We start from the raw sequence: 13,224 nt of genomic DNA on the forward strand, positions 1-13,224 counted from the left end.
CATCACCAAGGTAACAGATCGATAGGTTACCTTAATTCTCCCGATGGTGAACCGAGGCAATCATTTGAGGTTTTTTACCCCTTTGGTGACTCGGTGGACGGATCCGGATCATTCCTTGCCGTCGTTGGCCGGTGCCTGGGGCGACGCCTCAGTCGTATCTACCTGGGCACCTAATGCTTTCAAAGCACTACGGATCGAGGCTTCACTCGTAAGGCCCGAGAGCGTGATGACTTCGACCGCACCGGCAGGCTTTGACGCCTTGTCCAGTTTCGCGACCATCTCGACGACCAAACCCAGCAAGCTTTCGCCTTCGGCACTGATCAAGAGGGTGTTTCCGATTTCGTCGACACCGATCGAAAGCTTGCCCTTGAATGAAAAGTCCGCACCGCCACCGTCACGACCATTCTCTTTGTCGACCAATCCGCTTCCCGAGTCATCACGTCGCTTCTTTTGGTCCTGCCCCTCTTCGCCACCGCCCCGATTGCCGCCTCCGCCGCCCCCGGAAAAAGTCTTGTCGTTGCTACTGAGCAGATCGCGATAGGCTTCCTTGATGGTATCCGAGATCTTCTGAGCTTTCCCCCACTCCAACGTCACCAATTGTGTGTATCGCATGCGAGCGCTGCTGGATTCATCGGGAACGTCCCACAATTCGATCAACTCCGTAATGATCTTGAGCTGTTCGTCTGTGGCTCCAGAGACGACCAGAGTCTTGGTGTCGGGATCCTCGACGATACGCAGGGAATTGTTCTTGCCCAAACCTGACGGCCCGCTTTCTTCTTCTTGGTCCAGGTCGTACCACCATCGGTACAGCCGATCTGCCTCGTCGTTGCCTTCCTCTTCGTCAGCAAAGTACTCTTCCAGATTGAGTTTGATGATGTAGGCGGAACCATGCTCGATCTGAAAAACATGATAGGGCCGCTTCGGCGGCTGGATCTGCATCATCAGATCTTCCAACCGATCCAAGGCTTCCGTGTCATCGCTGTTGAGGATCAAGTTTCCTCGCGCATCCAGCTCGATACGAATAGCAGACTTCTGTGCGGCCGTTGCACTATCTGTCTTTTCATTCGTCTTGGAGTCTGCCGCTGCGGGACCGCCGAAGGCTCGATCAAAATCGGCAGCCGACTGGATCGTTGGTTGGTCTGTAGAATCGTCGGAGCCTTGAGTTGGCGAACCGTCCTGCAGCACATTGGTCAAGAACTGCTCGGAACTCACAGGAGGTTGAAACGGATTGTCCGCCAGGTCTCCAACCGATGGTGCCAAATGTGTGATCGTCTCATCCAAAACTCGCTTTTCACCGGCCTTGGGTTTGTCGCTCTCCGCTTCAGGCGTCTCCGACTCAGACTTATCTTTCGACTCTTCTATCTCGATCGGTTTATCTTCGTCCTTTGAGGAATCGCTCGCTGATGATTTGGACTCGTCCGGTTCGGCGAACGCCTCCTTGTCAGGCAGCTCCAGCGGATTGCCCGACATGCGTTCCCACTGTTTGCGGATCTGCTGTAGGTATTCGTACGTTTCCGGTGTCGCAGCGGCGTCGATTCGTCGATAGGTCCGCTGGCTGCCTCCCGGTGGCGGCAGCTCACCGAGTTTGACGAGCAAGTTGGTGACCTGTTCCATCTCCGTTTCGTTGGCCCACAGCAACACCTGTCGGTACTGCGCATTGGCGGCAACTCGAAACTCGTCTTCGTCTTTCTTGGACTCGCTTTGGTCGCCGAAGCCGTAGCCGTAGTAAGAGTAACGTCGGGACGAACTATTGCTGTCGTCTTTGTCCTTGTCCTTGCCCATCAAGAAGCCGATCGATTCGGCAACTTCGTTGGCGTCGAGTCGTCGCAACTGCAGGACTTCGAATTTGCGTCCACTGCCATCGAGCCTGGCGATCAGTTTTTCGATGATGAATCGGTCAGCGGCACCTCCGTTGACGATCACCGCATTGTTGTCTGAATCGGTACGAACGCGAGTGGATGGCTCCAGCACGTTCATCTCCGAAATGATCTCAATCAGTTTTTCGGGGTCCAGAGAGTAGAGTCGAAAGACGGCGACTCTCGATTCCACATCGGCCAGCGACATCATGCTTTGACCTGGAACGTCGATTCGGTTGATGAACTCGCTGGCGACCGCGATACGATCGACGGGGGCACGGATGATGACCGAGTTTTGACGAACATTTGCGACAATAGAGACATCAACCTCTTTCTTTTCGGGCATCGGTTGGCCGCCGTTTTGTTGCTGCATCCGCTGCATCGCTTGCATTTGCTGAGGCGTCATCGGCCCCGCTTCTTTCTTTTCGACACCCAAGAATTCTTCGAGCATCTTCTTGGCATCTTCCGCTGGGATGTATCGCAGCTTGAACTCGGGCGCAAGTGCTTCACGGCTCACGCTGTCGCGTTCCCGATCGAGCAAGGTTGCCACCTGCTTGAGGTTCACCGCGGCATCCATGGCTTCGATACGATTGGTCGTTGTCAGCGCGGTCAGACGTCCGTTGGTGCTGATCATCGGAGTCAATTCTTTGGCAAGCTTTTCAGCAGATAGCCAGCCCACGTCCAAAGAGGTTCGAACGAACGTGTTGGGTTGCAACTCATCCAGTTGATCGACAGCGACCCGTGGTACGATGGCCGGATTGATGTTCTCGGTTTTGACAACGGTCATCCCACCGGGCATTTGCAGCATCGTGTAGCCACGAGAGAGCAAGTGACGATTGAACAGATCCTTGGTTTCATCGACGGTATATCGACCGGGAGATCTAAGGTTCACACGATCCCCGGGCAACTCTTGCCAGTCCAGCGGTTGATCGGAGATGTCAGCCAACCACTGAATCAAGCCGACCCAGGACTGGTTGCGAAACTGAAAGGCGACCTTTCCGTCCTCACCCACCGTCGCCTTTAACTCATTGGGGTCGGACTCTGTGTCTTCCTTGTGGTGATCCCCACGACGAATGACTTTGGGTTCCGCGGACTCTTTGGCGTCACCGTCTTTCGGCTTGTCCGAACCTGGTGGTTGGCTGGAATCTCCAGGGTTGCCAGACTTGCCTGGGCTATTCGAACCAGGCGGTTGATTGGCATCGCCACCGGGGTTCGGTGAGACTTGGACCGGCTGGCCATCCGGGCCGGGGCGGTACGTGATGGGCGCACCGGTGTCGTCTGCTTTGACATTCGTCGCAAGACAGGCGATGACAAGGGCACAGATCAGATGAAAATAGGAGGGTCGTGGCACAACCAGCTCTGCTGAATCAGACAAGGTTCCGGGCGAACGCCCTGGGACCAGGCGTTTCAAAACAAGAACCAGTATGAATGACAGGAGAGCGAGAAACAAACGTTTCTTTTTGGGGCGATGCCGTCCGCATATTCAGAGCAACGGAGGTTGCTCGCTGAAAGGACCGCAATCTCCAAGAATTCCGCTATTTCCAGCGGTCTGGAGTCGGAATGAAGGCGTCCAGAGCCCCCAGAGCCGACCCATCGTTGGTCTCCGCAAACTGAAATCCGGCGGTTGCAATTGAGTCCGCAGCGGCGGTCAGCGGCTCCGAGTTGTTCAGTTTGAGCTGCACGGAGTCATAAACCGCCAAGATATGGTTCAGGTTTGAGTCGCTCACCTTCTGGGCAACGCTCTTGAGTCTCGCGGCGGCTCGTGCCGTTCGTTGTGCTGCGGTGACCCCGTAGTTGGCTTTTTGGGTCGCGATCGCGGTCGCTCTCATCCCGGCCTCCAGTTCGGCGATCATGCCCGAGACAAACATCACACGCAGTCGATTTTGCGAACTGGGCGTGTTCGCTTTGCCGTCACTGCGGACGAAGTTGTGACGCACAGTACCTTGGCTCCAAGACACGAACTCAAAATCAAGGCTGCCGGCGGTGTGACCGCCTACGTTGACCAGTTCTTCGTCGGCCGTCGTGTGGCATCGCAAACAACTCTGCGCGACGGCAAACACATTGAGAGGATTTCGCATCCCGGCATGAACGCTCGCAGCAATTCGTTGTTGACGGTGGTGGGGTGTCTCCGTCAATCGTGTAATGGATTCGCCGCCATAGTCATGGTGCAAATCCAACCAGTCCTTTGCCGCACCGTGACAGGATTCGCAACTGACACCGGAGATCACATGCGGTTCCTGCCCGGCACTCGATTGCTGGGTGTAGTGACAAGCCACGCATCGGCCTTCATGTTTGATGGACTGCAGCCCCAATTTCAACGCGATCTGCTTGGCTTCCGGCGTGCGGTGAAGCGTATCAAAGGTCGTGGCGTGCGGCGTCTTTTGCCACACCCCGACTTCGCCCGCATGACATTTGACACACGATTCCTGAGTCAAGACCTTGTGTGGATTGGCCGGCTCGGCGATCACCGGAGGAGCGGCCGACGACATGCCGGCAAGATTCAGCGTCCCGATGATCGTGGCGAGAGAGAACGAGAAAAAACGGTTGCCAAACATGATTGCTCCGGTTCGGGCGTCGACGTAACTGATTGAAGGCGACTGACAGGGCTCATGACCGGCACAATCCCTCTGTTGCGAACATCCTGCTCCGATACAACAGGGGACCGCCTGGTGAGCGGTTGGGTTTCAGAAGCCTAGGTCACAATCAACGCCCCCCACGCCGGAAAATCTGTCGTGACTTTCCTCCCTTTGGTGGTCGGTGATCTCCGGATACCTGCGAGAAACGGCAACAGTTGGGTATACTCGAAACCGCCATCCAGGGTTCGATCCCATCGCCGGGCGTCGCCCAACGGGCAAACCCGATTTGTTTTTGTTCACTCCTCGTTTCTCACGATCGAGCATGCCTCGCAGCCGACTAGGACCGCTTGCCATCGAATCCAAACTGGGCGACCATCCGTCGACCAGTTCGGTTTGGCGAGCAATCCATGTCCAGCTCAAACGAGCCGTTGCGGTCAAGGTCTTCTCGGCACCCTTTGGCGGAACGCCAGAAGCCCGAGCGCAGTTCACCAGTGAGTGGGAACAACTGAAGAAAGTACAGCATCCCGCTTTGGCTCGCTGTTACGGTGGCGGGTTTGAAGACCGAGATGCCTATCTGGCCTACGAATTGGTCGAAGGCGAAACGCTCCGCACCCAATTGGATCGGCTCACCCGACTTTCGTGGGAATCGGTCCTGGACATGGCCGAGCCGATCGTGGACGCACTGGAATACTTGCACGGCCAAGGCATCATTCATGGTGCCATCGTACCGGACAAAATCGTTTTCTCGGGCCTGAGCCCCGTCTTGCTGGATGTCCGCGTCCATCGCTTTGACTCCCCGTTTCGATCCGCACGTCCTCCGGCCCCGTCTGAGATCGCGCTCACCGCACCTGAACTCGTGGCCAATCCCCTGACCGGCTCCGTCTCAACGGACCTCTATTCTCTGGGCGCTGTCTTGTACTTGGCGGTCACCGGACGCTATCCGATCGATGGTGACACGATCGAACAGGTGCGGCAAAACCTCGAACATCAGGTTCCCGCTTCACCCGCATCGATCGTTTTGGATTGCCCGATCTGGCTGGACCGCCTGATCATACAAATGTTGGAAAAGTCGCCCCCGCTGAGGCCACCGTCGGCATCCGCGGTCCGACTGGCATTGGCGGAAGTTCGCCGGCGGGCGATGTCCCGCAGCGGCGTCGCGGAACATGTCTCCTCCGGCTTCAGTCCGCTGCGGATGACCAACCAGAGCGAAAAAGATGAGGCCCGAAAGCTGTTGGGTCGCGAGCTGATCGATGTCGATGCGACAGAGAAAAAATCTCGTACAAGCTCTGTCGACTGGCACGAACAGCCTTGGTTGCTGATCCTCGGACTCGCCCTGGTCCTCGGCGTCCTCGTCTACATCGCTTGGCCGCCCAGTGAAGCCGGCCTAAGAAGTCAAGCGGAAGCGTTGATCGCTCAAGACACACGGTCGGCGCTCGCGGACGCGAAAAACAAACCGCTCAGATTGCTGCTGCAGCGTTTTCCAGACGGCGAAAATGCCGCGTGGGCTCAAGAACAGATTGACCGCATCGATGTGATCCTCTTTCTGCACCAATTGAAGGTCAAGATCAAGAATCGACTTTCGATCACCGATCAAGGCGAACAACTGCACATGCAAGCGCAAGAGTACGCCGCCAACGAAGACTACGCCAAGGCCCTGGACAAGTATCACAGCATGGTGACCGTGCTGGGCGACGACGACGAGTACCGTGTCGCAGTCAACGCCGCACGGTTTCAGATCGGTGTCATCGAACGACTCGCTGCGGAACAAACCGATGCCGCAGAGATCATCCAAGGAAAACTGGATGAGGCGGAACGATTGCTGGCCGAGAACCGAGTGATCGAAGCCCGCAAGATCTGGTACAGCCTCGTGGAACTCTATGGCGACAACAGTAATCTGGCGCCCTTGATCAAAAAGGCACAGGACAAACTACGAGAACAAGACAGCAACTGATTGGCGTCAGCTTGGACTACTCTAAGTTTGGTGTTGACTTGATGTTTCGGCGTTAGTCTTTGAGCCGTTTCTTGTCCACTGTCACCTCCCCCAAGGAACTTGGGGGAGGTCGAGCAGAGCCGCGCTAGGCGAATGCGAGGGAGGGGGCATTGCGCGCCGGTTGGGAATTTGAACGTGGTTTGCCAAGCGTAGACCCCCTCCCGGATCTTGCTTCGCTCGGTCCGACCTCCCCCAGCTGTGCCGGGAGAGGTGACAGAAAATTGTGCAACATCGCAGTGCCACAATCCCCAATCTTGATCAGCCCAGCATCAGCCTGTCTTGGATGAACCATTCTCATCGATCTCTTGAACTTCGTCCGCTTGAACTTCGCTCCGCTTGCACAATGCCAACGAAGCCAGGATGGCGATTCCGGGGATTGCCGGGGCACGCATTCGCATGTTGCTCCAGTACAGCGAGTGAACCAGGATCAGGCTCAGCAGCAACGCCCAAATCGGCCAGCACATCGCACCAAAGACCTTCTTGCGGTGCACAAAACACGCTCGGACGACGGCCGCGTAAATGAGCAAATAGAAAGCACCCACCACGATCGTTACGGTCCTGGATGATACAGCCGTGTTGTGTGGAAATGGGCTAAGCAACCGAAACACACGCACGACACATGACCAAACAAATGCTCCCGGCCGTCGGCGGATCGTCGCCACGGCCGCGTCATAGCAGCGGCGATCGTCGTCGTGTTCCGTGACGGGATACTGATTCTCGGGTGGCCCCGTCCAGTCTTTCTCCCAAAACGCTTCGGTGTTGGGGTCACCGTCATAGCGATGCTGGTAAGCATTCAGGAAATGAGTGGCATCCCACGCTTGGCCAAAACGATGCTGAGACAGGTAGTCGTAAAAGGATTCGTTATTGCCCAACAGCAACGTGTACCCGCCGTGACTGGTCGCCCAAATCGGATGCCCCACCGCCCTCGCATTGCGCGCCGTCCATGCCGCAACGGTACCGCAGGTCACGAGCAGGATCGGCAAAACGGCGATGATCGATTGCGTCCATCGATAACCGGATCGACGAAGCCAAACCAATGTCATCAGGATCATGAAGACCGACCAAACGAGAAAAGTCGGGCGGCACAGGTACGCCAATGCCAGCAACACCCCCAGCAGACCACTCAGCAGGATCGTTTGGAACATCGAGGAGGCGGATTGTTCGCCGCTGTCGGAGCGTTTGGCGGAGACGCGAACCCAGATTGACCAGACGCAAAGGACGGTGACGACCAAAAAGACGGCCAAAGTCTCGGTCATGACTTGCTGGCAGTGTTTCAGCAAAATCGGGTCGATCGCAACCAATCCAGCCGCCAACCACGGTGCCCAAGCCGAACAACGACCGGTCGTCTTCGCCGAGTTTTTCTTGAAGAGGTCTTTTTCGCCTGGGGGTGACGCGATCAGGCGTTGTGCCGTCCAATAAGCCAAAACGATGGTCAGTGACCCAAGCAAGGTGTGCAATGTCGCCACCGTAATGCTGGTCAACTTGCCATCGGTCACCCACCAGGAAAGCAGATACGGATAGAGCGGAGGCCGAAAAGCCGTCGGCCTTGGTTCACCTCCACCATCCAAACCAAAGACACCGTCAACAGCGATCGTCTCCGCAATCGCTCGATAGGCATCGGGATCGCTTGAAAATCGATCCAGAGACCCCAAGCACACCACCGCCCGAATCAGCAACGCGGCCACAAACAGAACGGCGATTGAGATTGACTTGTGAGAACGATTCAAAAGGATGGTCCGATATCGGTCGGGGACAAACCACGATCCGCTAGAGCATAAACGATATTTCCGGCATGCAAAGTTTGGCAAAGATTCTGATCAGCGCCCGCTGGCCCTTGGCCGCGATGGGACTGCTCGTCCTGATGGTGTGCTATCCCATCTCCCAACGCTTGACCATGGACCGCCGCGTCTCGTCTCTGTTCAGCCAGACGGATCCGACACTGGTGGACTATCAGTCCTTTAAGTCCGCGTTCGGTGGGAACGAGATCATCTTGGTGGTCTACCGCGACGACGAACTGGCGACCACCGAAGGCATGGATCGCAGCCGCATCTTTTCGCAGCAGATACGCCAGTTGCCCGGTGTCGCGGCAGTCCTGTCGCCGGCGATCCTCAATGACGCCGTGAAATTGCTCAATCCGATAAGCTTATTCAAAGCCGACTCGAGCGTCCCAGCATTGATCCGTGACGATGATCCGGTGGCCGACGGCTTGGATGAAATCTTTTCAGGGTACACCCACTCGGCCGATCACACGCGCGCCGCCGTGGTGGTCATGCTGCAATCCTTCGACGAGGCTACCACGGAAAGTCACCACGCCGTGGCGGATCGACTCAACGCGTTGACCGAGACCTGGCAGCAGAATCATCCGGTCAGTGAGATCTCTTTGGTCGGTGAGCCGGTCTTGATCCACGACGCGCACACGCTGATTCAGCGCGACGGCGCACAACTGGCTCTTTGGACCGTCTCGCTCCTGTCCCTGGTTGTCTTGATCTCACTGTGGGACTTGCGGTTTGTCGCACTGACCGGATTGTGCATCGTTTGGTCTGTTGTCGCGACACGAGCCGCGATGGTCGGACTGGGGATCTCGTTATCATTGATCGCGTCGATCCTGACGGCCATCGTGACCGTCATCGCTGTGGCATCGATTCTGCATTTGGGCGTTCGCTTTCGCCGGATGCGTTGGCGTGGTCACACGATCAGTGAATCGGTGGATCGATCTTTGACCGGACTCCTGAAGCCCATTTTATGGACCTGCCTGACCGACGCGGCAGGGTTTGCGGCTTTGTTGGCATCCGGCATTTTACCGGTGCGCCAATTCGGTGTGATGATCGCGGTGTCAGCGTTGGCGGTCTTGCTGTCGATCGCCCTGTTCGCGCCCGCTTTGATGTCGATACAGGGTTTTGGATTTCGGGAAACGTCCCATCGCGGTCGAACTCGTGTCGCGCGACGCCTGAGGCGGATTTGTTTCTTCGTTGCCAATCGCTTCGTCGCCCATCGAGTCGGCGTCATGCTCGGCTCAGCTTGTTTCGCATTATTGGCCATCGTGTTGGTCGCGCGCAGTGAAACGGAGACGAGCTTTCTAAAGAATTTCCGATCCAGCAGTCGTATCGTCATCGACTACAGCCGCGTCGAGACCGATCTGGGCGGTGCCGGAGTGTGGGATGTCGTCTTGGATGCGCCGGCGGAGCTGACTCCTGAATACATCGATCAAGTCCTGGCGTTGGAGCAAGCGTTGCGCGAGATCGATGTCGATGGGGCAACCATCTCCAAAGCCATCAGCGCCGCGGACGCGGTCGAAGTCCTGGGACGTTCTCGGGCATTGTCACTGTTACCCGTCCCCGTGCGATTGGCCGGGATGCGAGACCGCCTGCCGGCGTTCATCAACGCGTTGATTTCAGAACCGGATCTGGACGGTCGTCGTCAATTTCGGATCATGCTGCGCAGTAAAGAAGCGTTGCCTGCGGAACAAAAACGGATGTTGATTCAGCGTGTGAATGAGACGGTGTTGCAACACGTTGCTCGCTGGAATGATTCTGCGCAATCCACAGAATCAGGCTCCTACGTGACGGGCTATTACGTCATCATGGCGCGATTGGTCGAGCAGTTGATTCGCGACCAGTGGAGATGCTTTGCCGCATCGATTGTGCTGATCTGGATCTTGATGCTGATGGCGACTCGCAGCGTTCGCTATGCCACCGCAGCACTGCTGCCGAACTTGCTGCCGGTTTTTGTCGTTCTGGCATTCACCGCTTCGTTGGGCGAGAAAACCAACATGGGCGCCGCGATGATCGCGGCGGTTTCTGTCGGCTTGTCGATAGACGGCTCGGTCCATTTCCTGGCCGGATACCGTCGTCGACGCGTTCACGGACACTCGCCTGAGACGTCCGCCAGTCACGCAGCAGCGGAAATCGGCGTCCCCGTGCTGCTGGCAACCATCGCCCTGGTGGTCGGATTCAGTGTGCTGTCGACCAGTGAGTTTGTGCCCACTGCAACCTTCGGAACGTTGGTCGCAGCGACGATGGCCACGGGCACACTGATCAACCTGACACTTCTGCCGGCAACCGTCAGTTGGTGGGACCAAGGCGACGGAACGAGCTGAAATCTCTGCGAACAAAATCGGTTCGCGGTCCAACCATCGGATCAACCATCGGGCCAATCGACTACTCGATCGGAGTTTCTTTGTTGCCGTCACGAATGAACGGCTTGCGAACTTGTTCGCCCTTGGTCGGTTGGAAATTGCGAACCCAGATGTTACGAAACCGAACCGGGTTACCGTGGTCTTGCAATGACAAGGGACCGGTTTCCGAATGCTTGTTGTACTGTGGCGGACGATTGAACGGCGTGTCGCCCAGTAGTTCGAAATGATGCAAGATCAACACACCGTTGTGCATGGCGGTGATCACGGCGGGCGATTTCAACGAGCCATCTTCGTTGAAACGCGGTGCGGTCCAAAACACGTCATAGGTATTCCACTCGCCAGGTTTACGCATCGCATTGGCGGCCGGTGGCGTTTGTTTGTAGATCGCGCCGGCTTGGCCGTCAAAGTAAGTGTCGTTGTCGTAGGAATCCAAGATCTGAATCTCGTACTTGCCCATCAGGAACAAACCGCTGTTGCCGCGACCTTGGCCCTGACCCTTGGGAGGCGTCGGTGCCGACCATTCGATGTGCACTTGGCAATCACCGAACTCTTCCTTGGTGGTGATTTGACCTTTGCCTGTGATCGCAACTCCGTCTTTGACCGTCCACCTTTCACCGCCTTTCCACTTGGACAGGTCCGTGCCGTCAAACAGAACGATCGCGTCTGATGGCGGCTGATCATCCGTTTCGCCCGGCGTCACGACCGGCGGCTCCTGCCACTCGATCCCGTTGAGGTACTCGCCAGCAGACAATGCTGAGTTGGATCCAAAGACACTTGCCGCGGCGAGAAGTCCGCACAAGCAGAACATGCCAGTGGAAACACGGAATGGGGATCGGATCGTCATGGTGCAGTCTGATTCATAAGAGGAAGGAATTCGTAGGGAGGACCAAAGATTATGGTCGCCACAAACTTGCCTGGCAAACCAGGAAAGAAATAATCCCGCGAACCGCGTTAAGCGATTGTCTGTTCCATCGTTGGAATGTCTTCGCCCGCCATCAACAGATGGGTCGCAAAACTGTCGCGAAACACGTGCGACGTCACATTCTTTTGCCCCCCAATGTCGCATGGTCAGCATTCCCACATGACACTACCCACTCGACACCCCGCGATCCTGCCTTTTTCCAAATCCACATAGGTGTCCCGCGACCCACGTCCCAATCCGTCGCCCTGCGTCCCTCATCAAGCCGACTCGCGACGACCCTCCTTCAGAAAAAGACACGATTCTGAGAACACAGCACCTTGCTGTGTTCGTCAAACGTGCCGATGAATGTTGCCCCTGGAACATGAAAACCTCCCCTGCGTGCGGCCGCTTCCAGCTGCGGAGGCAGCGACAGCATAAAGCGTGGGGCGTCAGCCCCACGTCCAACCGACAATCACCCCATCAAGCTGCGGAGGCAGCGACAGATACTGCTAAATTCGACAGATGGGACTCGACCTCGGGCGGTCAAGTCACCAAGCCCAAAACCATCTTCCGCCCCCACGTGTTCGATCGCATCCAAGCGGTTGGCTGCTGGAAGAAACTTTCTGACCTGAGCGACATAGGCTTCCTCAGTGTTGCAGGCAAGTTGAATCGCTCCGATCACGCTTCGATACGCTTGCAGCACTAACGTTTCCATGGCGTCAATGCGCCCACGATCCCGCCCGCTCTCAGATCTTCTCATTGCATGCCCATGGAATCGGAAATTCAAATGCACAAACTCGCGATACTGTCAGAACGCAGGGCCTGTCAAGCGGTGCCAGTCCCACCCGATGTCGCATTCAAGACTGCAACTGCCTACAATGCGAAGTGGTCTCATTGGCAAATTGCTGTGACGCCGGGGAACAATCAGTCAACTGCCAATAAGAGCGGCAGAACTCGAGCGGCAACTGCCCATAAGGCGTCAAATAACCAATCGCCAAGTCCTGACTCCCCTTAATTACAAGTTCTGTGGGTTGCTATATCTAAATCACCTTTCGGGTCTGTTCAAAAAATGAGACACGCAATTGCAATCGTCGGGCTGATGGCATTGATGGGCGCCTCGCATTGCATCGCCCAAGATGCGAAGATTTCTACGACCGCCGATTCGCTTTTGGCAACGCTGAAGCGACCTTGCAAGTTTGATCTATCGTCAGCAAGCCTTAATGATGTTGCCGTCGCGGTCAGGAAGCAGTTCAACGTCAACGTCATTGTCCAAGATCACGCATTCGAGCAGATCGGCCTTGAGGATGTCCGCGTCACCTATCGTGCGGAGGGAGTTTCACTTCGATCAGCACTGCTTTCGATGCTCGACGAGTTTGACGCAACTTTCGCAATCCGTTGGGAATCGATTGTTCTTACGACCAACGAGCGTGCAGACGAGTACTGGCGTCCTGCCGTCTACGCTGTAACCGATTTGGTATCCGTGGAACCGATTCAACCGCAATCTCCTGACATCACTGGGCCGTTGTACCGTTCCGCGTTCGCTGACTTTGATAGTCTGATCCAACTCATCCACACGTTTGCGGCACCGGACACGTGGTCGGCCGGGACGGGACCATCGTCCGATTGCATTGGCATCACCGTCGGTGATACTCACCTATTGGTAGTGAGCCAATCGGAAAGCACGCATGCTGAAATTGAGCGTTTGCTGACGGACATGCGGAGCAAGATTGCCAAGAGAAAAACACAAGACACAGAACAATGACAAT

At 56.3% G+C, this 13,224-nt stretch carries 8 protein-coding genes; 3 read left to right on the forward strand and 5 right to left on the reverse strand.

Going from position 1 to position 13,224, the window contains the following annotated elements:
* Nucleotides 1-108: 108 nt before the first annotated feature.
* Together Pla52nx_RS04910 and Pla52nx_RS04915 are read right to left on the reverse strand one after the other, a co-directional pair.
* Entirely contained in the window at nt 109-3,207 is a 3,099-nt protein-coding gene (locus tag Pla52nx_RS04910; RefSeq protein WP_231741952.1) for a secretin N-terminal domain-containing protein, read from the reverse strand.
* Between the two features lie 184 nt (nt 3,208-3,391).
* Nucleotides 3,392-4,411: a cytochrome c family protein gene (locus tag Pla52nx_RS04915; protein WP_146519962.1), complete on the reverse strand. Its 1,020-nt coding sequence runs from the start codon at nt 4,409-4,411 to the stop codon at nt 3,392-3,394.
* Nucleotides 4,412-4,754: 343 nt separating this feature from the next.
* Here Pla52nx_RS04915 and Pla52nx_RS04920 point away from each other — a divergent pair, with 343 nt between their 5' ends.
* Nucleotides 4,755-6,383, forward strand: coding sequence for a serine/threonine-protein kinase (locus tag Pla52nx_RS04920; protein WP_146519961.1), 1,629 nt, complete (start codon nt 4,755-4,757; stop codon nt 6,381-6,383).
* Nucleotides 6,384-6,691: 308 nt separating this feature from the next.
* Here Pla52nx_RS04920 and Pla52nx_RS04925 read toward each other — a convergent pair whose 3' ends face one another.
* Nucleotides 6,692-8,149: a hypothetical protein gene (locus Pla52nx_RS04925; protein ID WP_146519960.1), complete on the reverse strand. Its 1,458-nt coding sequence runs from the start codon at nt 8,147-8,149 to the stop codon at nt 6,692-6,694.
* A 65-nt stretch (nt 8,150-8,214) separates the two neighbouring features.
* Between Pla52nx_RS04925 and Pla52nx_RS04930 the strand changes: the two genes are divergently transcribed.
* Nucleotides 8,215-10,518, forward strand: coding sequence for an efflux RND transporter permease subunit (locus tag Pla52nx_RS04930; RefSeq protein ID WP_146519959.1), 2,304 nt, complete (start codon nt 8,215-8,217; stop codon nt 10,516-10,518).
* A gap of 61 nt (nt 10,519-10,579) precedes the next feature.
* Here the strand turns inward: Pla52nx_RS04930 and Pla52nx_RS04935 are convergent, their stop codons facing one another.
* Together Pla52nx_RS04935 and Pla52nx_RS04940 are read right to left on the reverse strand one after the other, a co-directional pair.
* Entirely contained in the window at nt 10,580-11,401 is an 822-nt protein-coding gene (locus Pla52nx_RS04935) for a 3-keto-disaccharide hydrolase (RefSeq protein WP_231741951.1), read from the reverse strand.
* A 529-nt stretch (nt 11,402-11,930) separates the two neighbouring features.
* Nucleotides 11,931-12,173, reverse strand: coding sequence for a hypothetical protein (locus Pla52nx_RS04940; protein WP_146519958.1), 243 nt, complete (start codon nt 12,171-12,173; stop codon nt 11,931-11,933).
* 354 nt (nt 12,174-12,527) lie between these two features.
* On the opposite strand from Pla52nx_RS04940, the gene Pla52nx_RS04945 reads away from it, so the two are divergent.
* On the forward strand, nt 12,528-13,220 hold the full coding sequence (locus tag Pla52nx_RS04945) for a hypothetical protein (RefSeq protein ID WP_146519957.1): 693 nt from the start codon (nt 12,528-12,530) through the stop codon (nt 13,218-13,220).
* Nucleotides 13,221-13,224 lie beyond the last annotated feature (4 nt).

This window comes from Stieleria varia, from assembly GCF_038443385.1.
Classification (GTDB): domain Bacteria; phylum Planctomycetota; class Planctomycetia; order Pirellulales; family Pirellulaceae; genus Stieleria; species Stieleria varia.

What these genes read in the sequence shown, in the direction of transcription:
- Pla52nx_RS04915 (WP_146519962.1), bottom strand. Translation starts at nt 4,411, where the DNA reads ATGTTTGGCAACCGTTTTTTCTCGTTCTCTCTCGCCACGATCATCGGG.
- Pla52nx_RS04920 (WP_146519961.1), top strand. Translation starts at nt 4,755, where the DNA reads ATGCCTCGCAGCCGACTAGGACCGCTTGCCATCGAATCCAAACTGGGC.
- Pla52nx_RS04930 (WP_146519959.1), top strand. Translation starts at nt 8,215, where the DNA reads ATGCAAAGTTTGGCAAAGATTCTGATCAGCGCCCGCTGGCCCTTGGCC.
- Pla52nx_RS04935 (WP_231741951.1), bottom strand. Translation starts at nt 11,401, where the DNA reads ATGACGATCCGATCCCCATTCCGTGTTTCCACTGGCATGTTCTGCTTG.
- Pla52nx_RS04940 (WP_146519958.1), bottom strand. Translation starts at nt 12,173, where the DNA reads ATGGAAACGTTAGTGCTGCAAGCGTATCGAAGCGTGATCGGAGCGATT.
- Pla52nx_RS04945 (WP_146519957.1), top strand. Translation starts at nt 12,528, where the DNA reads ATGAGACACGCAATTGCAATCGTCGGGCTGATGGCATTGATGGGCGCC.